The sequence below is a fragment of the Flavobacterium sp. BFFFF1 genome (assembly GCF_002256285.1).
In the GTDB taxonomy this organism is placed as follows: domain Bacteria; phylum Bacteroidota; class Bacteroidia; order Flavobacteriales; family Flavobacteriaceae; genus Flavobacterium.
The window spans coordinates 92,643-118,428 of record NZ_NKJE01000009.1 but is presented as its reverse complement, the minus strand read 5'-3'; the positions used below and the strand labels follow the sequence as shown (position 1 = coordinate 118,428).

25 protein-coding genes are annotated in these 25,786 nt (G+C 43.5%); 7 read left to right on the top strand and 18 right to left on the bottom strand.

The features are described 5' to 3' along the window. Positions 1–11 precede the first annotated feature (11 nt). The 10 genes from CFE23_RS07660 to CFE23_RS07615 form a co-directional block, all read right to left on the bottom strand. Complete coding sequence (locus CFE23_RS07660) at positions 12–2,300, bottom strand: TonB-dependent receptor plug domain-containing protein (RefSeq protein WP_291086402.1); 2,289 nt, start codon at positions 2,298–2,300, stop codon at positions 12–14. Further along, positions 2,293–3,186 (bottom strand): FecR family protein, encoded by an 894-nt coding sequence (locus CFE23_RS07655; protein WP_291086400.1) that lies wholly within the window; start codon positions 3,184–3,186, stop codon positions 2,293–2,295. The genes CFE23_RS07660 and CFE23_RS07655 overlap by 8 nt, the downstream gene beginning before the upstream one ends. Positions 3,187–3,196: 10 nt before the next feature. Continuing rightward, positions 3,197–3,718: a sigma-70 family RNA polymerase sigma factor gene (locus CFE23_RS07650; RefSeq protein ID WP_291086398.1), complete on the bottom strand. Its 522-nt coding sequence runs from the start codon at positions 3,716–3,718 to the stop codon at positions 3,197–3,199. A gap of 68 nt (positions 3,719–3,786) precedes the next feature. Further along, positions 3,787–4,833: a Kazal-type serine protease inhibitor gene (locus CFE23_RS07645; RefSeq protein ID WP_291086396.1), complete on the bottom strand. Its 1,047-nt coding sequence runs from the start codon at positions 4,831–4,833 to the stop codon at positions 3,787–3,789. 135 nt (positions 4,834–4,968) lie between these two features. Further along, entirely contained in the window at positions 4,969–6,522 is a 1,554-nt protein-coding gene (locus tag CFE23_RS07640; protein WP_291086394.1) for an FAD-dependent protein, read from the bottom strand. 56 nt (positions 6,523–6,578) lie between these two features. Then, a complete protein-coding gene (locus CFE23_RS07635; protein WP_291086392.1) occupies positions 6,579–6,827 on the bottom strand; it encodes a redox-active disulfide protein 2 in 249 nt (82 codons plus the stop codon). A 186-nt stretch (positions 6,828–7,013) separates the two neighbouring features. Then, positions 7,014–7,298 carry a 4a-hydroxytetrahydrobiopterin dehydratase gene (locus tag CFE23_RS07630; protein ID WP_291086390.1) on the bottom strand — a complete coding sequence of 95 codons (285 nt, stop codon included), beginning with the start codon at positions 7,296–7,298 and terminating at the stop codon, positions 7,014–7,016. Positions 7,299–7,426: 128 nt separating this feature from the next. After that, positions 7,427–8,083, bottom strand: coding sequence for a hypothetical protein (locus tag CFE23_RS07625; protein WP_291086388.1), 657 nt, complete (start codon positions 8,081–8,083; stop codon positions 7,427–7,429). 124 nt (positions 8,084–8,207) lie between these two features. Further along, complete coding sequence (locus tag CFE23_RS07620; RefSeq protein WP_291086386.1) at positions 8,208–8,564, bottom strand: hypothetical protein; 357 nt, start codon at positions 8,562–8,564, stop codon at positions 8,208–8,210. A 278-nt stretch (positions 8,565–8,842) separates the two neighbouring features. Beyond that, complete coding sequence (locus CFE23_RS07615; protein ID WP_291086384.1) at positions 8,843–9,901, bottom strand: DUF2891 domain-containing protein; 1,059 nt, start codon at positions 9,899–9,901, stop codon at positions 8,843–8,845. A gap of 82 nt (positions 9,902–9,983) precedes the next feature. On the opposite strand from CFE23_RS07615, the gene CFE23_RS07610 reads away from it, so the two are divergent. Then, the gene (locus CFE23_RS07610) at positions 9,984–10,220 is read left to right on the top strand and encodes a hypothetical protein (protein ID WP_291086382.1); all 237 of its coding nucleotides are present in this window, start codon (positions 9,984–9,986) and stop codon (positions 10,218–10,220) included. Positions 10,221–10,319: 99 nt separating this feature from the next. Here the strand turns inward: CFE23_RS07610 and recQ are convergent, their stop codons facing one another. Continuing rightward, complete coding sequence (gene recQ / locus CFE23_RS07605) at positions 10,320–12,515, bottom strand: DNA helicase RecQ (RefSeq protein ID WP_291086380.1); 2,196 nt, start codon at positions 12,513–12,515, stop codon at positions 10,320–10,322. Positions 12,516–12,601: 86 nt separating this feature from the next. On the opposite strand from recQ, the gene CFE23_RS07600 reads away from it, so the two are divergent. From CFE23_RS07600 to lptB, 4 genes are all read left to right on the top strand, one after another. Further along, positions 12,602–13,567, top strand: coding sequence for a KpsF/GutQ family sugar-phosphate isomerase (locus CFE23_RS07600; RefSeq protein WP_291086378.1), 966 nt, complete (start codon positions 12,602–12,604; stop codon positions 13,565–13,567). Beyond that, positions 13,567–14,388, top strand: coding sequence for a twin-arginine translocase subunit TatC (tatC, locus tag CFE23_RS07595; RefSeq protein ID WP_291086374.1), 822 nt, complete (start codon positions 13,567–13,569; stop codon positions 14,386–14,388). The genes CFE23_RS07600 and tatC overlap by 1 nt, the downstream gene beginning before the upstream one ends. Beyond that, positions 14,372–14,716: a carboxymuconolactone decarboxylase family protein gene (locus tag CFE23_RS07590; RefSeq protein ID WP_291086371.1), complete on the top strand. Its 345-nt coding sequence runs from the start codon at positions 14,372–14,374 to the stop codon at positions 14,714–14,716. The genes tatC and CFE23_RS07590 overlap by 17 nt, the downstream gene beginning before the upstream one ends. 120 nt (positions 14,717–14,836) lie before the next feature. After that, entirely contained in the window at positions 14,837–15,577 is a 741-nt protein-coding gene (gene lptB, locus CFE23_RS07585; protein ID WP_291086369.1) for an LPS export ABC transporter ATP-binding protein, read from the top strand. A gap of 117 nt (positions 15,578–15,694) precedes the next feature. Here lptB and CFE23_RS07580 read toward each other — a convergent pair whose 3' ends face one another. Together CFE23_RS07580 and CFE23_RS07575 are read right to left on the bottom strand one after the other, a co-directional pair. After that, on the bottom strand, positions 15,695–16,537 hold the full coding sequence (locus CFE23_RS07580) for a GH25 family lysozyme (RefSeq protein WP_291086367.1): 843 nt from the start codon (positions 16,535–16,537) through the stop codon (positions 15,695–15,697). Positions 16,538–16,547: 10 nt separating this feature from the next. Further along, on the bottom strand, positions 16,548–17,276 hold the full coding sequence (locus CFE23_RS07575) for a CDP-alcohol phosphatidyltransferase family protein (RefSeq protein ID WP_291086365.1): 729 nt from the start codon (positions 17,274–17,276) through the stop codon (positions 16,548–16,550). Between the two features lie 241 nt (positions 17,277–17,517). Here CFE23_RS07575 and CFE23_RS07570 point away from each other — a divergent pair, with 241 nt between their 5' ends. Both CFE23_RS07570 and CFE23_RS07565 read left to right on the top strand, forming a co-directional pair. Beyond that, complete coding sequence (locus tag CFE23_RS07570; protein ID WP_291086468.1) at positions 17,518–18,504, top strand: PorV/PorQ family protein; 987 nt, start codon at positions 17,518–17,520, stop codon at positions 18,502–18,504. A gap of 20 nt (positions 18,505–18,524) precedes the next feature. Continuing rightward, entirely contained in the window at positions 18,525–19,658 is a 1,134-nt protein-coding gene (locus tag CFE23_RS07565) for a DUF4105 domain-containing protein (RefSeq protein WP_291086363.1), read from the top strand. Here the strand turns inward: CFE23_RS07565 and CFE23_RS07560 are convergent. From CFE23_RS07560 to CFE23_RS07540, 5 genes are all read right to left on the bottom strand, one after another. Then, positions 19,638–21,032, bottom strand: coding sequence for an exopolysaccharide biosynthesis polyprenyl glycosylphosphotransferase (locus CFE23_RS07560; RefSeq protein WP_291086361.1), 1,395 nt, complete (start codon positions 21,030–21,032; stop codon positions 19,638–19,640). The two genes, CFE23_RS07565 and CFE23_RS07560, sit on opposite strands and share 21 nt — an antisense overlap. 106 nt (positions 21,033–21,138) lie before the next feature. Further along, on the bottom strand, positions 21,139–22,491 hold the full coding sequence (locus tag CFE23_RS07555) for an O-antigen ligase family protein (RefSeq protein WP_291086359.1): 1,353 nt from the start codon (positions 22,489–22,491) through the stop codon (positions 21,139–21,141). Further along, positions 22,484–23,563, bottom strand: coding sequence for a glycosyltransferase (locus tag CFE23_RS07550; RefSeq protein ID WP_291086357.1), 1,080 nt, complete (start codon positions 23,561–23,563; stop codon positions 22,484–22,486). The genes CFE23_RS07555 and CFE23_RS07550 overlap by 8 nt, the downstream gene beginning before the upstream one ends. Next, the gene (locus CFE23_RS07545; RefSeq protein ID WP_291086355.1) at positions 23,560–24,681 is read right to left on the bottom strand and encodes a glycosyltransferase; all 1,122 of its coding nucleotides are present in this window, start codon (positions 24,679–24,681) and stop codon (positions 23,560–23,562) included. The genes CFE23_RS07550 and CFE23_RS07545 overlap by 4 nt, the downstream gene beginning before the upstream one ends. Further along, positions 24,678–25,772, bottom strand: a complete 1,095-nt coding sequence (locus CFE23_RS07540) for a glycosyltransferase (RefSeq protein WP_291086353.1) — start codon at positions 25,770–25,772, stop codon at positions 24,678–24,680. The genes CFE23_RS07545 and CFE23_RS07540 overlap by 4 nt, the downstream gene beginning before the upstream one ends. Positions 25,773–25,786 lie beyond the last annotated feature (14 nt).

Below are 25,786 nucleotides of genomic sequence, written 5' to 3'. Positions count from 1 at the left end.
TTTTCTTTTTTTTAAATACTCATTTTAAAAAATAGGTTCGGGGTGATGCCCAGGGAATAATAATCCTGTTTTTCGTAGCGCTCGTTAGCCAGGTCGGTAAACGTCGAGTATTGCCGCTCGTATTCACGGCTGATTAGACTTTTCCTGTTATACAGATTATACACCGAAAACCCGGTTTTAAAATTCACTTTCCCGGATGTGAATGCATATTCGCATGAAATATCCATCCGGTGGTAGACTGGCAGGTTGTCCGCATTAAATGATTCTGTCATACCCCTTTCATTGACGGCGCTGTAAGGTTTTCCGGTGTGCCAAAACCAGCCCAATGCCGCCGAAAACTTCTTCCACTTCCGATTCAGGTTCATATTTACGGCATGTGCGATGTTATTATTTGCCTGAAAGTAACCACCATTGTTAATCCCGCTAAATTTATGCTGCGAATCCTGGAATGAATAGGTTAGTGATGTATTCCAACGATCCGATTTGTTTTGGATAAAAACCTCAACCCCTTTGGTAAATCCCTTTCCCTTAGAAGTCTGGTTTTCATTTTGATTAAAAAAGCCGAAATTCAATCCCGTAATCCCGTCGATGGTTTTAAAATAGCCATCGATATCCAATAGCCAATGGTCCTTTTTGTAAATGCCTCCAACGGAAAACTGGTTTGCCTTCTGGATTGGATACTTCCCGCTATCGGAAAGCACCCAGACATAGTTCTCGAGGCTCAGGTCATTGATGCTGTTCTCCCGCGCCTGGTTCATGAACTGATTCCGGCGCTCAAAGGACAGCTGCAATGCAAATGCGCCGGTAATCTTATCCTGCACAAAAATCCGCGGTTCAAAGGTACTGACGCCAATCCTCGCAAAATAATTGTACCGCAGCCCGGTCTGGAAACGCCAGGTCTTCAGTGTGTAGTTGTGGCTGAGATAAACCGAATGCAGCACGTTAAAAAGCTGCCGTTGGTTTAGATCGATCCCGACATCCTGATTGTACGTATTGAACAAATGGGACACGTCATTCCCGGAAATCTGGTATCCATAATCGAGTTGCATCGAAGGACTCAATAGGGACATGAAATTTAGTTCCGCGCCGGAATTCACAATCCTGTTCAGTTTTTTAAATACTTCAAAATTAGAGGTGATTTCATTGACCTGTTTCTTTGAATACTGAAAATCATACACCGAATAATATGCCAAAATTTCCTGGGAGAATGCTTTCGAATATTGCTGATGCCAATGAAGACTGTAGCCATCGTTGATGATTTGCATTTGCTGATTGGAGGTACTATCGGCAACAATTTTGTACTTGTAATTCAGGTTGTTGTTGATCGACAGGCCGGTGAAGGTAAGCAGCGATTTCTCGGAAGGCTTAAAAATTACCTTTGCTGAAAAATCATAAAACCGAAACTTATTCCGGTCATTGAACGACCTAAAGTCGGTATTCTGGAAAACCTTGTTTGCAAGCTGGTTAAAAGTTGTGCTTCTCCACACTTCTGTAAACGACTTTCTGCCGGAAACCTGAATATCCAGCTTGCCTTTTATTATGGGAAGCTGCATAAACAGATCGGCATTGAGCGCGTTAACTCCGCCAATGACTTTCACGTCTTTTTCAAGATTCCCAGACGTCCTGATGTCGATGACACCCGATACCCTTTCGCCATAATTGGCGCTAGCAGCCTTATTATAAAAGCTGACGCTCTTCACAATATTGGGATTGATACCGGAAATCATCCCGAACAAATGCCCAGGATGGTACAGCCTGATGCCGTCTATCAGGATTAGGTTTTGATCCTGTGACCCGCCGCGCACGTAAAGCCCTGTCGCGGTTTCATTTGGGCTCTTCACACCGGGAAGCTGTTGTAAAGAAAGCAGGATGTCTGAATCCGTAACGCCGGCTAATACCGATGATTTCTGCGGCGACAGCAAAAAACGCTGGTTGCTTTTGGTGATTCCGTCGGTGAGAAACGAACCGACAATGACCTCGTTCAGCTGTACTGGTTTTGCTTCACCACCTTCCAAAAAGGAAACCAAAGCATAATATCTTTCGCTGATTTTTTCCGGATGCAAACTGGTTTGCCGTTCCATTTCAGCATTGATTTCGTCTATCGAATATTCCTTTTCCGGCAGCGAAATCCTTTTATCGACGACCAGGCTGTCGGCGTACGAATATTTTATATCGAACTTCCTCTCAATTTTAGGAATCGCCCGTTCTAAAGCCATCCCGTCACATCCAAATTTCACTTTGTATTGTGACATGATAAGATTGGAAAAGAGTAAAAGACAGAAAAACAGAACCTTATTCATTCGTTACTGTTATTTTACCGGGACTTTGAAGGGTATATTTCAAATGCAGCGGTAAACAAATCGACTGCATGGCCTTGTTGAAATCGGTGTTCGAAATGGCACCGGTAAAACTGGCCTGTCTCATTTTATCAGGGAAATCAATATGAATCCCGTACTGGTTTTCTATCTTTTCAAAGACAACTGACGCAGGTGTCCTGTAAAAACTGCGCTCTGAAACCTTCAGGTAACTCCGTTCCCCTTCCCATTGACTTACTTTGCCACCATTCACACGGACACTCTTACCCGGTGTTAGTATAAAGCTCGATGTACCGGCATCAACTCGGACCCTACCTTCATCACAATGCACTTCGAAGTAATCATCAGAAGCGATTACATTGAATTTTGTTCCCAACACCGTCACCGTCCCCTGCCCAGTGTGCACGGTAAAACGGCTTCCTTTGGCTGCTTCAAAATACGCCTCTCCGCTGAGTGTCAGGTCTCTGCTATACTTGAAAAAATTAGAGTATGACAAGGCTGATTTTGGATCTAAATGTACCCGGGAATGATCCGCAAGTCTAATGATACGGTTTTGTCCGTAATCTGTAATAACCGAATGGCTTGTAGAAAAATACGCAAAAACACCTATACACAAAAATACTGACGCGGCCACCGTGATGTATTTCCACAAAGCAATGACTGGTTTCGTGGTCTCCTTTTGCAGCACCATCTTGTCTTTAATCAATTGGAAATGGCTTTCCAGTTCCGGGGTTTTCAAATCATATCCCTTTATAGCCCGTTTAATCCTGCTGTATTCAAGGAATTCTTCTTTTGAAATTAGCTGTTGCAAGGCTTCATCGGTCATTCTGTCCTCAAACCAATCGGCTAAATATGTTTCGTGGTTTTCCATAACAATAATCTCAAATTTTAGGGGTGGTTTTTCTTAGGGTCACCAGTGCCTGATGCATCCGTTTCTCTACCGCTTTGACTGATAGGTTCAATAGAGCGGCAATTTCGGTATAGGATTGGCTTTCAAACCGATTAAGCATGAAAACCTCACGCTGTCTCTCGGGCAATGCGCCAATAGCCCTTTCGAGTTGCTGCCTGAACTCGGTTTCCTCCATCAAGAACTGAGGCGATTCTTTGTCGGCTATCTTTGGTTCCAATTGCAATTGATAATCAGCCACCACTTTCTGGTGCTTAAGCTGGTTTAACGACAACCGGATTGCCGTGGTAAACAGAAAGCTTTTCGCCTGTTCCTTTTTCAGGATAGCGCAATTTTCCCACAATTTGACAAACGCATTTTGGGCAATATCATCGGCGAGATCATTGTCGCGGTATCGGAAAAGCAGGAAATTGCGAAGCATTTTATAGTGCGCATCAAACGTCAGCCTGAAAGCCGCCGGTTCGCATAACCCATGATTGTCTGTGTGTGTGTCCATCTGTTTAAAAAAGCATTACCACATGTCGTAAAAAACATGTGGCAATGCATACCGCAATCGGTTTAAATTTAGTTACAGTGGGTATTGATAAATTGTGAAAACTGCGCCGCACTTGTAATCGAAATCGAGCTTACTGGCGTGTCAATCACCTGCACTGGATAATGAAAATCAGGTAATTGCTCTACACTTGCATCATAATATTGGAGCAATTCTCCATCATTATTTACGGTAACCAAAGCACCCTGATACGCTACCTGAACCGGATAACTCAGCTGGAAACAGGTTCCGAGCAGCCCGCCGAAATTCGCCGGTGAGATGATCCCGCAATCCACAAAGTCTGCCTCTGTATATCCGGCACATGTGGCTAGACACTGGTTTCCAAACGTAATCACGCCCCCCATCCCGTCATTGACACATACTGGGTTATAATCCGCAGTACAAATGCAATCTGTATCACCTTCACATTGATCCATAAGATCGAACAATTCATAAATGTTGTTTGCCTGAACGGTTTGGTTATCCTTAATTAAAGAAATCGGATACACGAAATCTACGATATAATCATCCGAGTTTGAATTGGGAGAAGCAAATAAATTGTACAAATCAGTTTCATTGTTGATCACGATGGTTTGATTATCCTGATTGATAACCGAAAATGGATACACTGCCTGATAGCAGTTAAAAACATAAATATCCTCATCAATGGTATCAAAACCGCAGGACTGGACCAATGCCATAAATTCATCCTCGTTGTTAATCGTGGTAATCGTCATTTCCTCCTGGACCTGGAACGGAAACTGTATGCCTTCAAGGTAAAAGTTTTCGGTTTCGGCTTCCAGCAATGCGATCAGCCCATCATAGGAATTCACTTCAATCACAGTGCCGTTATTGTAAGACAGCGTAATCGGATAAACAAAATTAAAGCAAGTGGCCTGGTCGCCGCTGCCATCCCTTCCGGCGGTGCCGATGGTTTTCTTAATTTGCCTAAGCGTCGTCCTTAATGAAATGCTTGCATCGGTGTTAGTGGTGTTGTTCACCGGACTTTCGTCTGCACAGGATGATAAGGTAAGTGCCATAACGGCCAGCAGCAGGAATAATGATTTGATCTTTTTCATAACAATTTTTTTTAAGAGTTTAAGACTAAGACAACCCAGAAATGGAACACCCTACTTTTTTAAATAAAGTTTTAAAGATCCGGAGTTCAAAAGATCGGAAGTTATCCTGGCTTAAGAACTTACGATCTCACGAACTTACAAACTTCCGATCTTCAACGCACATTTCTCCCCATCAATCGCTGCGGAAATAATCCCTCCGGCAAAACCTGCGCCTTCTCCACAAGGGTAAAGTCCTTTGATCTGAGGATGTTCAAGCGTTTCAGGATCACGTGGAATCCTGACTGGTGACGATGTACGCGATTCGGGCGCGTGTAGTATGGCTTCATTGGTATAATAGCCTTTCATTGACTTCCCGAATTCCACGAATCCTTCTCGCAAGATCTGTGTCAGGAATCCCGGGAATACCTGACCGAGTTCGACCGAAGTCGTTCCGGGAACGTATGATGTTTTCGGAATATCCGATGATAATTTCTGTTGGCTAAAATCGACCATACGCTGTGCGGGTACTTTTTGCGTCTGTCCTGCTGAATGCCAGGCTTTCTGCTCAATGCTTTTTTGGAATTCCATTCCGGCAAGCGCGCCGAATTTAGCAAATGGCTTGAAATCCTCGAGTTTTAACTCGATGACAATCCCTGAATTTGCGGTGGCTTGGTCACGCTTCGACGGTGACCAGCCATTCGTGACTACCTCTCCCGGACTTGTTGCACAAGGCGCAATCACACCGCCGGGACACATACAGAAAGAGTACATTCCGCGGCCGTTTACCTGTTTCACAATCGAATACGGCGCCGGGGGCAGGAACTCGCCACGGTAGTCGCAGCTGTATTGGATTTTATCAATCAATTCCTGCGGATGTTCGGCACGGACGCCTAAAGCGAATGGTTTGGCTTCGATTAATATCTTTTTGCGGTCAAGCAGTTCGAAGATATCGCGCGCCGAATGTCCCGTAGCCAGGATCAGTTTATTGGCCGAAATGGTATCGCCGTTTTGGGTTACAATTCCCTGCACTTCATTATTTTTGACGAGGATGTCGGTCAGCCTGGTTTCAAAAAGGACTTTGCCACCGCACTCGATAATTTTTTCGCGGATGTCGCTGATGATTTGTGGGAGCTTGTTGGTGCCAATGTGTGGATGCGCGTCGACGAGTATGTCTTCCGTGGCGCCGAAAGCAACAAGCAGCCGAAGGATGCGGTCTACATCGCCGCGTTTTTTAGACCGGGTATATAATTTTCCGTCAGAATAGGTACCTGCACCGCCTTCGCCAAAACAGTAATTACTGTCTTCATTGACAATATGGTCACGGTTGATTGCCTTCAGGTCACGCCGGCGTCCGCGCACATCCTTACCGCGCTCGACCACAGTCGGCTTTAATCCCAGTTCAATCAATTGCAATGCCGCAAACAATCCCGCCGGGCCTGCGCCTACTACAATCACTTCTTTTGCATGAGCCACATTTGGGTATTCCGGAAGTTCAGGCTTTTCATGGGTAAAGGCATCTCCCGTAAAGAAGATATTGATTTTCAGGTTGATCTTAATCGCCTTCTGCCGTGCGTCGATTGACCGTTTTAATATCGTAATGTGCTGTATATCCGCCACAGAGGTACGGATCAGTTTCGACACATGGGCCAACAGCAGCAGTTGGTTTGCAGCAGTTTCAGGAGGCACCTGTATAAGCAGTTCTTTTGGCATGCGGCAAATTTAGGGAAATATTCTGAGCCGCCGTATCGATTGCCATAGCGCTGTCCCTACTTCAGGTTCCGCGCCGCCAATTCCTTTTTAATATCGGCAATCATATTAAAATTCATGATCAGGATAGGCAAAAGTGCCACCGGAATCACAACAAGTGCTGTAAATCCCTGATGCATAGTGATCCAGATGCCCAGTCCAAGCAATGCAATCTGCATCCCGGCTAACGTACCCGTCACGACCGAAACCGTCTTTTTCTTCTTGATTAATTCGTCCGTAGACAACTGCGTAAAATCTTCTTTTTTCATTTTGTTTCAGTTTGGTTTGAAGTTTATTGCCCTGGGAATCGGCGTGGGAATCGGCGATAACATGCCGTACGAAGCTACGAAAAGTAATTTAATTTTCTATCCGACGTCAATTTGAATAACAGCAACAGGCAACCTGATTCCTAATGCCGCAACGCCGTTGATGCCTGCCACAGACCATTTGTATACTTAAACTAAAGCCTTTTCTATTTCAACCGCAAACTGAATATCTTTTTTTGTCACATCGCCTGCATCGTGCGTACTAAGCCGGATCTTTACTTCATTATAAACCCCGGACCAGTTCGGATGGTGGTCTAACCGTTCCGCAATCAGCGCAACTTTGGAAAGAAATGAAAAAGCCTGCATATGGTCCTTAAAAACAAATTTCCTGCAAAGGAATTTTTGTTCATAAGTCCAGTCTTTTAGTGATTCAAGTGCCTGACTCAAATCGTCTTCGGATATTTTTTCGATCATCTTTTGGTTGTTTTACGAAGTTATTAAAGAAGTGAATCCTTGCATGCCTTTCACTACCGATGATAAAGTTATCAATTAAATGACTCAATCTGATAAAAACGCATAAAAGGCGTTTTTGGATGCCTGAATCACTGATTCACCGCTTTCATCCGATACTTTCGCGTCCACCTCACAATCAAAGGCACAAAAATAGCAGCCGGCAAGAGCCAGGGCAAAAAGGAAAGCCTGTTTGGCGCGTTAACAACCGCAAACGCTGTTAACGAAGCAATATAAGCACCGGTCATCCTTTGCAGGTGGAAGACAAGCCAGTAATTTTTTACAGTGATATGCCCGCGGTAGGCTTTATAATCCTGCACGACAAAGCCGATGCCACGCCACGCAAAAATAAAGATAATCGCACCGAAATACTCTTTATCCAGCACACTCAGGATGCCCATTGCGACAAATCCAATGTTGCCCAACAGCATAAAACCCATTAGCAGCCAGTCAACCGGGAACGGCTTCTGGCCTTTGGCAATATTCCGGAGGTATAAGTAACGCCAACCGGTCCCTGCCATATATATGGTGAAGATTCCTACGACAAACAAAAAATCGTTGCGGTGCATCGTCGCCAGTACCAGCGAGCAGATTCCGGCGCCGAGCATGCTTATGGAAAATATTTTCCCTACCCGCTTGTGCATACGGTCGCCCTTCTTCGCAATCATGATATACGTTCCTGCAAGAAGGCCCAACGTCCCTCCTGCAATGTGAATCAACAGGAACAAATTAAAGAGTGAAGCATCCATCGTAGTAAGGTTTAAAGGCAGGCTAACGACATGCGCGACGGCAATACCCAAGCCAAACAAACTTATGTAAAAATTCTTACTCTTTTACAAAAAAGAACAAGCGGCTACTGCATCGAAACCGCACCTATTCTTCGACCTGGTAGTTGATCTTCAATACATTGTTATTGAAATTTTTAAAGAACAAATGTCCGTTCGAAGGAACAGTAACGGTCATCGTCTGCGCGGCTTTGAGCGAAGGCGACACCCATTTCTCTTTACCATTTTCCGTAACCTTGTACACTTCGCACGACTGTGTAGCCGAGGAATTGCTGAGTGTCACTTTAAACGAAGGGTGTATCAGGCCTTTCCATGTGCGGAACTCGCCTTGCGCGGGCAACTCCATGGTGCCAGACTTCGGTTGGATTGCCGCCATTGTGCCGGTCGTTTTGCACGATGCCAAAAGGCCTACAACTGTTAAAAATAAGACTGCTGTTTTTTTCATTTGTTTGGTTTTGAAAAAGGACTGAATTCCTGTTTGCAAAACATAAACCATCGAAAACGGCTTTTGCTCCTGACAGGCTGAAGCAAAGATGGAACAAGTATGGTACGCCATCGCCTCAGATTATGATTTGAGACCTATTTCTTACGGCGAATGTCTACCCAGTTAATTCGAGTGCTAGTAAAATCGCCCCGCTTTTTAATACCGTATCTGGAAGCATAAGCGTTAAGATTGCATTCGGTGACGGCAGGCAAACTAAAGTTGGTTGTGGTCTAAACTGCCTACTGTCTTCCCATCTCTTCAAATGCATACAGCGCAAATGTCGCCAGCCAGTGCTCGCCTTCATAATTACCATCAACGACGGAAGGCAGGGAAAACGCCATATGTTTATCAGCCAATGCCTTCAGGTGCTGAAATTGTTTAGGATATTGGCTGATCAAATGGTATAAATTCCACGCCCGGCTAAAGTTGAGTCCGTCGAGATGTACGAGGTGGCCGTCGGTTCGGTCAGAGACTTTCGCCGGTGCCCAATCAAATTGCTTTTTGAACAACTGTGGTGCAAACTTTTTTAGCCATTTCAGAAAATCGGTTGAAGGCAGCACCCTTTGCATGATTGCCATTTCCTCAAAACACGGTGACAGGAAGTCGGTGCCGCTGGGCTCCCAGTTAAAAGGACAATCGGCATCAGCACTAAAAAGCCGTACGGCATTGTCATGAATCACTTTCTGGAAATCCGTATTCTTCGAAAATACCGCATAATCCCACGCCAAGGTCAGTCCAAATGCCGTATTCGGATGCATGCCCATGCGGATGGGATACAATAGTTTCGGTAAAAACTCAGTATACCGTTGCACCACCAGGTCTGAAAGAGGCTTAAGGTTTACCGCAATTTCCTTCGCAAACGGCGCATCAAACGTTTCGAGTTCCAACTGCAGTTTCAGCACCCAGGCCCAGCCATAGGTGCGTTCAAACGACTTTTCATGGTTTTTTGAAAGGTAGTCGACCTCCTTTTGGATGTTCTCCTTCGAAAGGTTAACCTTTAATTTGCTGATGATTTCGTCTCTTTTATCCAATTCCGGAAAATGCTTTAGCAGATACACCAAACTCCAATGCCCATGTACAGAAGAATGCCAGTCAAAGCAACCGTAGAATGACGGATGCAATTCCCTCGGCGATTTTATTTCGATGGAATCAATCAACATTTGCCCCAGCTTGTTTGGGTATTCCTGCTGCAGGCATTTAATCGGTAGGGTGGCAAGGTGGTTCGCCTGCTGTAAGGTGAGTTCTTGTGAGAAAGTCACCTTAGAAAGCAGCAACGCAATGAAAATAACATGCTTCATGGAATTGTTTTCGTAAAAATACGAATTTCACTTTGCAATCCCGAAGCTTCGGGATAACTTTGCCACTTTCCAATTTCCAAAAATGTCAAGAAAAATAAAACTCATTTGGGATTTCCGCGGACCCGCATCAGCAAAGACCGCTGAGCACCATGAAATCCACCTAAAGGAATACATCATTGCGGAAAAGCTGCCGCTGAACATTACTGGATTTGAAATTTTCGGCGAAATGCATGCGATTGCTTACATGGTAGTCACCGACGAAAATATGATTGCAGTAAGGGACGCGTTGAAGCCGCACAGAGGGGAATTAGCGGATTAGCAAATGTGATAATTAGCGAATGAGTCCAAAAATCGAGAGTTCGTGTAAATTTTGCAAAACGAATCAATTCGCTAATTTGCCAATTGACTCATTCGCCAATTAATTGGCTACTTCACTGATAAACTTAATCCGCATCAGCCTTAATTCGTCGATATCATAATCGCCATCAAATTCTTTCAGGGCATCTTCAATCTTATCTGTTTCTGATTCCATGAAATAGTCGTGGATTTCCTCCTGCTGCTCATCGTCGAGCATCTCGTCAATCCAATACTTGATGTTGAGTTTGGTTCCTGAATATACAATCTGTTCCATTTCCTTGATCAGGGTGTCCATCGTGAGCCCTTTCGCCGATGCGATATCATCAAGCGGCAGTTTGCGGTCGATATTCTGGATGATGTACAACTTATTCGCCGAATTGGCCCCGGTAGACTTCACGACGAGGTCATCTGGACGTATAATGTCATTGTCGTCCACATAACGGCTGATGAGTTCGATAAAATCCTTACCATATTTTTTGGCTTTGCCCTCACCTACCCCATGCACGTTGCCCAATTCTTCGAGTGTAATCGGATATTTTAGTGCCATATCCTCCAGAGAAGGATCCTGGAACACCACGAATGGCGGCACACCCAATTTCTTCGCCACTTTCTTACGCAAATCCCGAAGCATACCCATAAGCGCCTCATCGGCTGTACCGGTAGATTTCGCAGCGGTTACAATCGCATCATCTTCCGCCTCACTGTATTCATGGTCTTCAGACATCATAAACGAATGCGGATTGTCCAGAAAATCAAGGCCTTTCTCGGTAATCTTCAAAATGCCATAGGTTTCAATATCCTTTGACAGGTAGCCATCAACCAAAACCTGACGGATCAACGCCATCCAATAACGCTCATCGAACGTTTGCCCGGCTCCAAAAAAGCTTTGCGTATCAGTTCGGTGCGCTTTGATCATCGCATTGATTTTACCAATCAGCGTAAAAATAATCTCTTTTGATTTGTATAGATGTTTCGTATCCCGAACTACCTTCAACAGTTGGACCACCTGATCTTTCGCTTCCACTTTCGTTTTCGGGTTGCGGACATTGTCATCCATATCTGCCCCTTCTCCGGTTTCGCCGTCGAATTCCTCTCCGAAATAATGCAACAGGAATTTACGCCTTGACATCGAGGTTTCTGCATAAGCGACCACTTCCTGTAAAAGTGCAAAACCGATTTCCTGCTCGGCAACAGGCTTCCCAGACATGAATTTTTCAAGTTTTTCCACATCCTTATATGAATAATAAGCGATGCAGTGTCCTTCACCACCATCACGGCCGGCACGACCCGTCTCCTGGTAGTAGCTTTCCAGCGATTTTGGGATGTCGTGGTGGATGACAAAACGCACGTCGGGCTTGTCAATTCCCATCCCGAACGCGATCGTTGCGACCACAACCTCTACATCCTCCATCAGAAACATATCCTGGTGTTTGGCGCGGGTTTTTGCATCGAGCCCGGCATGGTACGGCACTGCACTGATGCCGTTGACCTTCAGCACATCGGCAATCGCCTCCACTTTCTTGCGGCTCAGGCAATAAATAATACCCGATTTTCCTTTATTCTGCTTGATGAAACGGATGATGTCTGCTTCGACATTTTTCGTCTTTGGACGTACCTCATAAAATAGGTTCGGACGGTTAAACGACGCCTTAAACGTATTGGCATTCACCATATCAAGGTTTTTCAGGATGTCTTCCTGAACCTTCGGTGTTGCCGTAGCGGTAAGCCCTATGATGGGTACGTCACCCAATTGTTTAATAATGTGCCTTAAGTTGCGGTATTCAGGCCGAAAATCGTGGCCCCATTCAGAAATACAGTGTGCTTCATCAATCGCCACAAATGAGAGTGGCACGGTTTTGAGAAACGTAACATATTCTTCCTTCGTAAGCGATTCAGGCGCAACATAAAGCAATTTAGTGATTCCCGAAGTGATGTCTTTTTTTACCTGACTGATTTCAGTCTTATTCAACGAAGAGTTCAGCACGTGTGCTACACCAGATTCAGAAGACAGGCTTCGGATCGCATCGACCTGATTTTTCATCAGTGCAATCAATGGGGACACCACAATCGCAGTACCTTCTTTAATCAATGCAGGCAATTGGTAACAAAGTGACTTTCCGCCGCCCGTAGGCATGATGACGAAAGTGTTATTTCCGACTATAATGCTACTGATGACTTTTTCCTGCAGGCCTTTAAATTGGCTGAAACCAAAATACTTTTTTAATTCTTTGTAGATATCGATTTCGTCTGAATTCATTCTTTACTTAAGGGAATTTACGTAAATTTGCAAATCTAAAGATAGGAACTTTCTTTAATACTTACAAACTTTATACTATTTCTGTTTTGACGACAAACCATGATATTCTTGCCGTTGCACGTGAAACCATTCTGTCTGAGAGTCAGGCGATAGCGCAACTTGAAGGGTTACTTACCGAGCACTTTCCAAAAACAGTTGAACTCATTTACAATGCCAAAGGCAGACTTGTTGTCACAGGAATCGGCAAGAGCGCCATTATTGCGCAAAAAATTGTTGCCACAATGAATTCGACCGGCACGCCTTCATTATTCCTGCACGCTTCTGAAGCCATCCATGGCGACCTTGGAATGGTACAGCCGGGAGACGTTGTGATTTGCATTTCCAAAAGTGGAAACAGCCCGGAGATCAAAGTTCTTGTACCCATCCTAAAAAGGTTTGGCAACACTTTAATTGCAATGACCGGAAACATCAACTCATTTTTGGCAAAAGGCGCCGATTATATCCTCGACACCACAGTGGAAACAGAAGCCTGTCCGCTGAACCTCGCCCCGACCAATAGTACGACCGCGCAACTCGTTATGGGTGACGCGCTTGCCGTATGTCTGATGGAACTACGCGGATTCAAAAGTGAGGATTTTGCGAAATACCATCCAGGCGGTGCATTGGGTAAGAAATTACTGCTGCGTGTTAAAGATATGTTAGAAGATAGCCATAAGCCGATGGTAACGCCGGATGCTTCGGTAAAAAAAGTTATATTTGAGATATCAGAAAAAAGATTAGGTGTCACTGCAGTGATTGAAGACAACAAAGTGATCGGCATCATTACCGATGGAGACATCAGGAGAATGCTGAATGATACGGACACGATTGCAGGGTTAACCGCCAAAGATATTATGACAAAAAACCCGAAAATGATAAAGCCATCGGATATGGCGATGGATGCATTAAACATTATGGAAGATTTCTCAATTACGCAGCTTGTAGTAGCGGAGCATAACGAATATAAAGGCATTATCCATTTGCATGACATCTTAAAAGAAGGCATTGTATAATGGCGAAGCGTAAAGACCAAATGTCCTTCATGGACCATCTGGAAGATTTAAGGTGGATGCTGATCCGAAGCACGGTGGCCATCCTGATCCTGGCTTCCGTATCCTACTTTTTTATTGACTATATTTTTAACACCATTATTTTCGGGCCATCGGAGCCTGATTTTATTGTTTACCAATGGTATTGCCATTTGATCCAAAGCCTCGGACTCGACTCGACCACGGCCTGCTCCACAAGTTTCGACTTTATCATACAAAATACGGAAGTCGGAGGACAATTCTCGATTTTCCTCTGGACGTGCATTACTTCAGGCTTTGTACTTGCTATCCCTTACATCTTATGGGAATTGTGGAAATTTATCAGTCCGGCGCTGTATGAGAAGGAACGCAAAAGTGCTGCTTCCTTCGTAGTCATCTCGTCGTTTCTCTTTTTTCTGGGCGCTTTATTCGGCTACTTTATTATCATCCCGCTTTCTGTGAATTTCTTCGGAACCTTTATCGCGAGTGACAAGATCAAGAATATTTTCATAGTAGATTCGTACATTTCGATGGTCAAGACATCGGTCATTGCCTCGGGAATCGTATTTGAAATCCCAATCATCATTTACTTCCTGTCGAAGTTTGGCATTGTTACTGGTGATTTCTTGAGAAAATACCGAAAAATCGCCATTGTCATCATCCTGATTATTGCCGCCATCGTTACCCCACCGGATATCCCAAGCCAGGTAATTGTGTCCATTCCAATCCTTGCTTTATACGAAATCAGTATATTTATTGCCGACAGACAGGCCAAAAAAAGATTAAAAAATGAGCAATCCAGTTAAGGAATTCAATGATTACCGTTCAAAAATGAACGAGAAACTATTGGCAGATAATAATAAGGTCATTAAACGCATTTTCAACCTCGACACCAATGCTTATGCTGCAGGCGCGCTCGATGTCAAGACTAAGGAACTTCTGGGATTGGTAGCCTCTGCCGTCCTGCGTTGTGATGATTGCATCAAATACCATTTAGAGACCAGCCATAAAGAAGGCGTTTCCAAAGAAGAAATGATGGAAGCCATGGGTATTGCGACATTAGTTGGCGGAACAATTGTAATTCCACACCTTCGCAGGGCTTATGAATTCTGGGAGGCGCTTGACAATGAATAATTGGCAATAAATAATTAATAACGATTCAGAAGGATTTGTTAATCCCAATGACCTTTACCGCATATTTTGTTTATTTGCACGGTAAACTTAGCAACTCTGTAACTCAGGCACTCAGCAACTATGAAATTAAGAGCCGAAAATCTAGTCAAGACTTATAAAAAACGAAGCGTCGTAAAAGGAATTTCCGTGGAAGTAAACCAGGGAGAGATTGTGGGGCTGCTTGGACCAAATGGCGCCGGTAAAACCACCTCGTTTTACATGATTGTAGGCCTCGTAAAACCCAATAGCGGCAACATTTACCTTGATGACACCGACATCACAAACTATCCCATGTACAAACGGGCACAGTACGGCATCGGTTATCTCGCGCAGGAAGCCTCTGTATTCCGAAAACTCAGCATAGAAGATAATATTCTCAGCGTATTGCAACTGACCAATCTTTCCAAAGCCGAACAGGAAGCCAAAATGGAATCGTTGATTGATGAATTCAGCCTGCAGCATATCCGTACAAACCGTGGCGACTTACTTTCAGGTGGCGAGCGGCGGCGGACTGAAATTGCCCGGGCATTGGCAACGGACCCTAAATTTATCCTGCTCGATGAGCCATTTGCTGGTGTAGATCCGGTTGCTGTGGAAGACATCCAGCGCATTGTCGCGAAATTAAAAAACAAGAATATTGGAATCCTGATTACCGACCATAACGTTCAGGAAACACTTGCCATTACAGATAAAACCTATCTGATGTTTGAAGGCGGTATTTTAAAGGCCGGTGTACCGGAGGAATTGGTACAGGACGAAATTGTGCGTCGGGTGTATCTCGGCCAGAACTTCGAGCTTCGGAAAAAGAAACTTGAATTTTAGGAACCATCCCTTTTACTCAAGGAGTCCTAGCCCTGATCGAAGCAGCATCCTTTTCTTTTTTTCTTTAAAAAAGAAAAGATACCGCGGAGAGCAGGAAATAGCTCCTGAAAAAGCGAATTATTTCCCAAGGCGCAAAAACTCCAGCTGCCGCGCATTCCCGTTAAAAACATTCACATCCACATCCCCTTCAATGCCATTTGCCGATGCTTTCTCGCTGAACTGCCAGAATAGCCAGTCCTTTTTAATGTTTTCTTCGAAGAAATTATAATTTGCAATCCAGAATTTGTATCCGTGGAATTCCTCCTTCAGGAAATCCTCATAATACTTTTCGCCAGAATAAATGATTGGCCGAACCCCATAATAGGCTTCTACTTTATTTAGCCAGCGCTTCAGCCCTACTTTAAGGCTGTCTAACGATTGTCCTTTGGGAAGTTTTTCGATATCGAGTACGGGCGGTAAATCGCCTTTCCTCAGCTGCACGGTCCTGATAAAAAGCTTAGCCTGTTCGAGCGAGTTTTCGTCCGGGCGGTAATAGTGATAGGCGCCGCGGATAAAGTGATGTGACTTTGCGGATTTCCAATTGGCCGCAAACGTATTGTCAGCCCGGTCGTTCCCTGCCGTAGCGCGGATAAAAACAAAACCTATCGGGAATGTGTTTTCTATTTTCCCGAATTGATCCCAATGGATATTCCCTTGGTATTCAGACAAATCGACCCCAATTACTTTATCGCTGTTGCGGCTCATAATTTCGATATTTCGAATCATGGAAACGCGGCGTGCCTGCCTTTCTTCCTTCAAAACCTTATCGGTCTTAAAGCTGAAATAATAGGCCAATCCCTCACGGTAGTGGTACGCAACGGCAGCAATTATGAATAATACAAATAGCCCCCAGAGCCAAGGTTTCCAGCCTGGTGATTTCTTTTTTCTGGAAGTCCTGCTTCGCGGATTGGTTTTCCTCATCCGAAAAAAACTATGCTTTCCTGAATTTATTGTTGATTAACGACAGTAAAATGTAAATGAGAATGACCAACGTAACACCAAGATATTGGCAAAACACCAACAATGCTAAAGACAGCATTAAAAACGAAATCTGGAGCAGATTGTCCTTCACATTGAGCTTCTTAAATTTCAATGAAAAAAGAGGCACTTCCGCATTCATGATAAACGCGCTGAAAAGTGTTAATGCCAAAAGCACCCATTTATCCGACAGGATTTCCAAGAGTATCAAATCGGTCGTATCCATGTAGCGCAAGACACACAAACTCAGTATAAAAAGTGTATTTCCGGGTGTCGGCATCCCAATAAACGAGTCTGTCTGCCGTGTGTCGATGTTAAAGTTTGCCAGACGGTAGCACGATCCCAATGTGATGAGAAAACCAAGATACGGAAGTAGTGAATCAGCCAGCATGCCGGACGCCGAACGCAACATGCAAAACATCGCAACGCCTGGCGTTACGCCGCTGGTGACCATGTCTGCCAGGGAATCGAGCTGCAATCCAAGCGAACTTGAAACTTTAAACAGACGCGCAAAAAATCCATCAAAGAAATCGAGAAAAATCCCTAAACATACAAACAGGAAAGCCATTTCAAAATGACGCGGATGGGTTGCCGTTTCCTGAAAAGCAAAAACGACTGCGATACATCCGCAGAAGAGATTCATCAGCGTAATGGCGTTTGGCACATGGGATTTTATGTTCATCTTTAAAAATTTGAAGACAAATTTAGCACAATAAGTTTACCCCCGATGCGTTTTAAACACAGTTTTTACGCGGCACTACTTTTATGGAAGTAACCTCAGCAAAAATTTATACTTTTGACAAAAAATTACAGGCTGGTTCCTGTCAAAAAAATTGCTTTTGAAAAAGATCCTTTGCGCAGTCCTGTTCTTCCTATTTTCTTTCGCCAATGCACAGGCTGTACGGAAATATTCGAACGAGTTTATGAACATTGGTGTGGATGCCGCAGCTTTGGGAATGGCCAATGCGGTGACTGCAAATACCAGCGATGTAAATTCCGGATATTGGAATCCTGCCGGTCTCATTGGGCTCGAAACACAGCAGGCTTCGCTCATGCATGCGAGTTATTTTGCGAACATTGCACAATATGATTATGCTGCATTTGGCAAGCCCATTGACGACCGCAGTGCCTGGGGAATTTCGCTGATCCGTTTCGGGGTTGATGACATCCTGAACACGACGGAGCTCATCGACAGCGAAGGCAACATCGACTATAACCGCATCAGCCTTTTTTCTACTGCTGATTATGGGCTCACGCTTTCTTACGCGAGAAAGTTACAGGTACCCGGATTTCAATATGGAGTTAACGCAAAGGTCATCCGTCGGGTGATTGGGAAATTTGCAAGTTCCTGGGGTTTCGGATTTGATTTTGGGTTACAGTTTGAACGGAATGACTGGAAATTTGGATTGATGCTTCGCGATATCACGACGACTTATAACGTTTGGGCGATTGACGAGGATGAATTCGCAAAGATCAAGAATGCCATTCCCGGTGAAAATCAGGAGCTACCGGAAAACACTGAAATCACGCTGCCCAAAGCACAGCTCGGCATGTCAAAGAAATTTGAGTTCCACAATGAAACGAGTTTACTGGCCTCTGCAAACCTGAACATGCGTTTTGAACAAACCAATGACATTTTCTCAACCGACGGATTGAGTATTGATCCCGCATTTGGTTTTGAATACGGGTATACGGAGCTTGTATTTTTAAGGGCAGGCGTTGGAAATTTTCAAAATATAGAACAGATTGACGGTACAAAACGCGTGGGTTTCCAGCCAAACATTGGGCTGGGATTTAAATACCGTGGCATCCAGGTAGACTATGCGCTGACGGATTTGGGTGACCAAAGCGCTGCGTTGTATTCAAATGTTTTTTCGCTCAAAGTAGACCTGAGTATCTTCAGCCGCTAAAAGTTAACCCATACCATCTGATGCTTCGAAACAAAATTACGATACTGCTTTTCTCCATATTGTTCTCGGTAAGCGGCTGGGCGCAACACATCCCATTATCACCCCAGGCAAAAATAAGCGTTCTGACCTGTGATTCGGGGAACGAACTGTATTCGCTATTTGGACATACGGCCATCCGCGTTGATGATCCCGTAAACTTCATCGACAAAGTATACAATTATGGCGCATTCGATTTCAGGACGCCCAACTTTTACCTAAAATTTACCAAAGGTGACCTGCAGTACTTTATTATCACCAGTTCGTTTGACGATTTTTGTGAGCAGTACCGATATGAAAATCGTGGCGTATATGAGCAGGTTCTGAACTTATCGCCTTCACAGAAGCAAAAAATATCTGATGAACTCGAGGCATCGCTTTCTTCCGATAACAAATATTACACGTATAAATTTATTGATCGCAATTGCACTACTAAAGTAGCAGACCGCATTAATGCCAACATTAATGGGAAATTATCATTGGATGTAAAGGGATCAGACGAGACCAACCGCCATATTATTTACGGCTACGTGCACAATCATTTCTATGAAAATCTAGGGATCAATATCATGTTTGGGATCAACACCGACAAAGATTTTTATAAAGTTTACCTGCCCTTACAACTGATGGAGAGTATCAGCAAGACCAAAAACGGCGCCCAGCCTTTAGCTGATGGCATTGTGACGGTCAACAAAGCAGTTAAGACGACTGAAGCGTTTTCATTTTGGAACAGCATCTGGAGCCTGGTGGCTTTATTGGGGCTAATTGTGTTGGTTAACAATAAAGTTGTCACACTCACTTTTTTTACGGTGCAGGCTGTATTGGGCTTGTTCCTGATTTCCGCCGGCTTTTATTCCTTACACCACGAACTTACCTGGAATTACAATATCCTTTTGTTTAATCCGGCCTTGTTATTGTTGGTGATATTTGTTTTGGCGGGAAAGCTTAAACGCGCCATACTCGTGTTATACCTCTGCCTTGTAATGCTGTGCTGCTACTTTTTATTCCTGGCCAATAAAGTACAATTTTGGATGTTTTTACCAATGATTTTTGCGAATGGTGTGTTACTTTACCGAATGTTGCTTAAAAACAAAAGGCTATTGTCCGCGGTAAAATAGTACCGTGCTAAACGTTTTGATCAGGATATTCAAGTCAAGGAACACACTTCTGTGCTTGATGTAATATAGATCATATTGCAATTTTATGAGGCTGTCGGCCATGGTCTCTCCATAAGCATAATTTACCTGAGCCCAACCCGTGAGACCTGGCTTAATGACGTGACGGGTATCATAAAACGGCATCACCTCTGCAAGTTCCTGAACAAAAACAGGCCTTTCCGGTCTTGGCCCGATAAAGCCCATATCCCCTTTTAGGATGTTGATGAACTGTGGGATTTCATCAATTCGTGCTTTTCTCAAAAATTTTCCAAATGGTGTAACCCGGATGTCATTATTTGTAGTAAACACGGCACCATCTTTCTCGGCATTCTTAACCATGGTGCGCAGCTTATAAATTACGAAAGGTATGCCGTTTTTACCGACCCGGGTTTGCAGGTAAAACAGCTTCCCGCTGTTGCCCAGCATGTTGCCTAACAGAATAAATGGCAGCAACAACAATCCGATGGTCAGTCCGGCAAGTGATAGTAAAATTTCCAAAATGCGGACAACCGAAAGGTAGAGTTTGTTCTGGTTGCTTCGGCTGAACGGGAAATAACGATAAAAATCCTTGTCGAAATGCTGGATTGGTATCCGTTGGGTAATCGTTTCATAAACTTGGGTATACTCCCTGATGATGTAACCCGATTCCAAAAGGTATAGCAGTTTATTATAAAGCGGAACAGTCATTCCGTCCGTTTTCTGCGAGGCGATTACGATTTCCGATACGGAATTGTTTTTTACAAAATCATCAAATTCGTTGATATCAAGATTTGTGACATAATCATATCTGAAAGAATCATTGTGGGTTATATCCGAATTAATATAGCCGATTATCCGATAATGAGGGTCAATGTTTTCCAGCCCGGTGACAAGTTCTTCCACTTCTTCGCGGTCACAGATGAGCACCACTTTCTTTTCGAAACGATAAGAAGCAAGAAATGCCTGATAAAATATACGCCAGGCGAGCAATCCCCCAAAAATGGCCAGAAAGAAATACACGATCTGCAATCGGCTTAAAGGCAGGAAAGGCGTAAAGACTGGAGTAAGAAGGTAGAAAAGTGCGGTTGTACAGGAGGTAAGGACGATACTTCTGATCACCTGAAACTGGTTGCTGGCGACCTGAAGGTTGTACATTTCAAAAACGGTTCCGAGGATGTTGACGTACAATCCAAGAACGACAATCCAATAAAAATTCTGGCTGGTAAAATTAAAATAATTAAAATTGAAAAAATAATCTACTGCGTAAAGTGAAAGCACGATGGAAAGCACGTCGAATAAACGAAGGAGGATTTTTCTTTCAGAAATTTCAAAGTGTATTTCTTTGCCCGAACGCATTACTGTTAAAATTATAGCGCAATTTAATATTTTAAGCGGAATATTTCCAAGCCTGAAGTATTAAACTTAACGACTTTACTAACAGGTTATGAACGCCGTGATTCCGTTATGAGGGCGAAACCGCTTTACGCTTTGTGGGTTCATTGATGTACACTTTAAGCAATGAAAGTGAATATACAAAAGCTGGCGCGGCGATCCGCATTGCGGCATGGTTTATGGTGAGAAGCCAGAAAAACAGTATTGGAAACATAAAGAAGTTCTCTTTATTATCAAAATGCAAGAAGATAGGAGTTATAAATAAGATGAGTAGAATAATTATCCCAAGCGTGCCATGCTCTGCCAATAATCTTGTAATTTCATTATGCGAGGCTGCATTAACACCAGTTTCAGCTTCACGGATTTCAATTGATTTTCCAACTCCTACTCCAAATAAAGGGTTCTCATAAAAAGCTTTTAGCTCTGATTCTGCCAGTTCTTCGCGTCCGGTGAACTTACTTTCTTTGACCCTTCCCACTGCATCTTTGTTTGCATATCGATTTTCAATCATCCCATTAGTCTGGACGATGCTATATGACCAAATTGCCGACGCGACCAATAATGTTCCTATAATAAAATAGTTCATCTTCACTTTGCCCTTCCCATGTATCCTAAAGTAAATACCCAAAATCAGCAGCACGATCATCGTTATCGCGGTAAATATGCCCCCTCTCGAAAAAGTGACGAGGCCCCTGAATGAAATAACGCTTGCAATAACAATATTTAAGACCAGTATTACTGGCTTACCCGATTGCAGGATGGCCCGGGTGACAAATACAAATATACCTATCCCTAAAGCAGTGGAAACCTGGTTAGGCCCAAATCCTCCTGAAGTCATTCCGTTAGAATCAGTGCCCGTGATGACATCCTTCACACTTGGATTGAATAAAATCAAGTATGTGGTAAGGCTAACAATAGGTAATGCAAGTGCAAGTAGAATATTCTGAATTTGCTGGTAAGTCATTTTTCTTTGGTAAGTATAAAGCGAGCAAATCCCGAGGCAAAGTGGACCGGAAATGACGAACGAGATAATCTTTCTGTCCTCAACAGAAGAATTAAGGACAAATGTAGCAATGATAACACTTGGAATAAGCAGTAGCAGATATGCCCAGTATGGTATCGCATTCTTAGAGAACCCGCTGTAAAACATGCCCACCAAGATCATTATTACCACTCCATACTTTGCAAATTCATAGACAAAAAGTCCGTCGGTACAACGGAGCAAAACTTCACTTCCGGTTATATATGCCGCTACAAGCAACGCCTCGTTATTTTTATTCTGCTTTTTTACCGTATATATAATACCAGCGACCAAAATCGCAACAGAGTATAGCTTCCCGAGCAACGGAACCGAAAAAATTGCTAATGCAATTCCGATGTGAAGCAATATCAACCGAATATATTTAATTCCTGCTTTATCCATTACACGATTTTAGCCAATTTCTATATTTATCTATTATCCCCTGGTCAGAATAATCTTTTATAATGAGGTCGTGAAGGCTTTCGCCGAGAATTCTCTGCAGGTTGGTATCAGCGGCCAATTTAGAGAGGCTTTCCTCAAATTCTTCAACATCCCCATTTTCAGCAATATAACCGGACACCCCATGTTTAATGAGAGAGGCAACTTGGCCAACAGCGGTTGCAACCACTGGTTTTTTATAAAATCCATATTCCAGCAATGAGACCGGAAGTCCTTCTGAAGAAGATGTTAAAATACAAATATCAGATTGTGCAATAATATTTCCAATATCTTCCCGTGAACCATAAATGAAAATTAAATGTGATAGGTTTCTTTCGGCAATCTGCTTTTTTAATGATACTGAATAGTGGTCCTCGAAATCCTTTCCCACCAAATGGAAACTCCAGTCAGGGAATTTTGAAATAAATTTTGAGGCAACGTCCACCAACATAAAATGATCCTTCTGCGGACGGAGGTTTGCTAAACATAATATTCTTTTTCCTTCTTTCCCCTTTAGGACGGTATGTTTCCCGGTCCGTTTTATCGGGTTTGAAAAATTCGGTAAATAAATAACATTCCTGCAATGAAGCGTTACGGCGTCCCACTCTCGCAGAAGATTGTTCACGGCTATAATACCAAAAAAGAAATACGAAGCCAGTTGAAGTATCCTCTTTTTCCTATATTGCAGGAACTCGCTCATTCCATCATGGTCATGCCATACAATCCTGATAGCGGGATGAACTATTTTTACCATACAAGCAATGGCATAAGAGCTGCTATGCGCATGTAAAAACTGGATTTGGTTCATTTTGCAGAACTTTCTTACTCGGATAACTGCTTTAAAATCAAGCATATGTTTTCGATTCAAAAATAAGTAAGAAACGTTTTCATTGATTTGACTTTTGAGGCTACCTTCCCTGCGCGTGGCAATTAATCCCGAAAAATCCACATTTTCACACAAGGTATTAGCATAATTTACTGCCATCATTTCGGCACCGCCAGCGTCCAGGGAATCTATAATCTGAACTATCCTCATGTCCTAATAATTTTTTTGATTTCCGTCTCAAATAAATCTATTGTATAGGCACGGGACCATGCTGCAGCGGCTTTACTTTTTGCTTTAAAATCCTCCTGATCATTAATTAAACCACGAATTGCTTTCGTATCATTGACTAAGTTGGATGTAAGCAATAATCCACGGACGCCATGGTTCAACATGTCAGGCACGCAGGAAACAGGTGTTGCAATAGGAACACAACCCCAGAACATACCCTCCGCAATGGCTTTCGGCCAACCTTCGCTATCGGATGGCAATATGACGAAATGGGCCCGTTGGTAAGCCGCATTTAATACCTGCTTGTTTTGGTTTCCGTGAACTATGATTTGATTTTGCAGTCCATTTTGGCTGATATATTCCCGAATAGGCTCGTTTAAACGCCCATCGCCATACAAATCAAGCAAAACCGCTTTCCCGTTTTTATGCAATGCTTCCACAAGCCTAATGGCATAAAACGGGTTTTTACCTGCGACCAATCCGCCCGCAAAAACGAATCGTATCGGAATTTTAGGGGTCTTACCCGTAAACGGCACTATTTCTTCCTGGCGGTAAGTCGCTGTAAAAAACGGCTTGATATTTTTTCCCGAATCAGGCCATTCACCGTACACCAGCACCGTCATGTTTTTGGTGAGGAACGTATTGTTGAGTATATATCGCTGTAACTTGTAACTCCACGGCTGGAGGGACTTTGGATCCCAATTCCCGGCGTATTTTGCTGTTTTGGTTTTCGAAGGCAGGAATATTTGGAGCAAACACCCGAGCAACCCAACATTTCCAGGGCATCTCAGGTGGATATGTTCCGCCTTTCTCATAGCGCTGAACAAAGTCAGGCACAGGAACGGAATCTTTATCATACTACCTATAATCGACCGCTTGGATAAAAGGTCAAAAGATCTCAGCTTCACAAAATCAATAGCTTCATGCTCATATGCGGATTGTATTGGTGAGATTTCCTGCGAGAAATCCTCGGGCGCGGCAATCGTGACCTTTTCGACGGTATTTACCCATAAATTCATCTCGTTCACATAGGGTGCATACGCATAGTATTTTCCTTTATGGACGAGATGGGGGACGTGAGTTATAATCAGGAAGCTCATGATATGATGTCTAAAAACTGACGGCAATATTGCTCCATGGTAAATCCATCGGCGAATGTTTTCCTGGCATTAATACACATTTCGGGATGCTTATGAATATTTTCTTCTACCTTTTTAAACAGCTTGACAGTGCTATCCACATCGGGATCAAATTTAAAACACTCTTTGTCCTCGGTAAGATATTGCGACAGCCCGGCGCCATTTGACACCAATAACGGCACTTGGTTCATCATCGATTCGAGCCCAGTGACGGGCATCGTATCCCATTTTGAAGGAATAATGGTAAAATGACCTTGTTGCAGGTACCGGTCAATCTCACCGTACGGCAACCCACCCATATACTGAATATCATCCTGTCCTGATATCAAATCCATGATATGTTGTTGCTGGCTGCCGGTGCCGGCAATCCTGAGTTTTATTTTGGAATCCGGAACATGTTGCTTGTATAATTTAAAGGCGGTGATCAAATCTACCACGCCTTTTGACGGGTCAAGTCTTCCCAGGTAGGATATGATGATGTCGTTTTCGGAAACCTGGATTTTATCCTCGAACCGATCTGCCATCGGATTCAGCAGCACCTTGGTATTGGCGGCGCCATAACGCTTTTCGAAGTCCGTTTTCGCCAATTCTGACGGACATATGATAACATCGCAGAACCAACGGTAGAAGCACTTTTTCCTCATGAACAATAATTTATCCCTGAAGCCCTCTTTCTTCCGGTCAGCTTTGAGTTGGCTTGATAACGTGTGGTAGTATTCATAAGTCCTTGCTGTGCCAAACGACAATATTTTGGAAACCGTTATCGTGATATTGCTTCCGACAAAATGCCCGATAATGATTTTTGGCCGATGTTTTAAAAAAAACCATCCATACCATAAAAAATCCCCTAGACCGGTCGGTCTTGTTTCCTTTGGCCAGGATGTGACAGTAATTTCACCTTTCCCTATATGGGATGAAAACGATTCGTTTAAATAGGGGCTGTGAGAGATAAAAAACACTTCATTGCCTGATTCAGCAAGGAAATGAGAAAAATGATAGCTCATTGCGGCAAACGAAATCTCGCTGTAATTGTGGGCAATCAATACTTTCATTTCGCATTTTTATT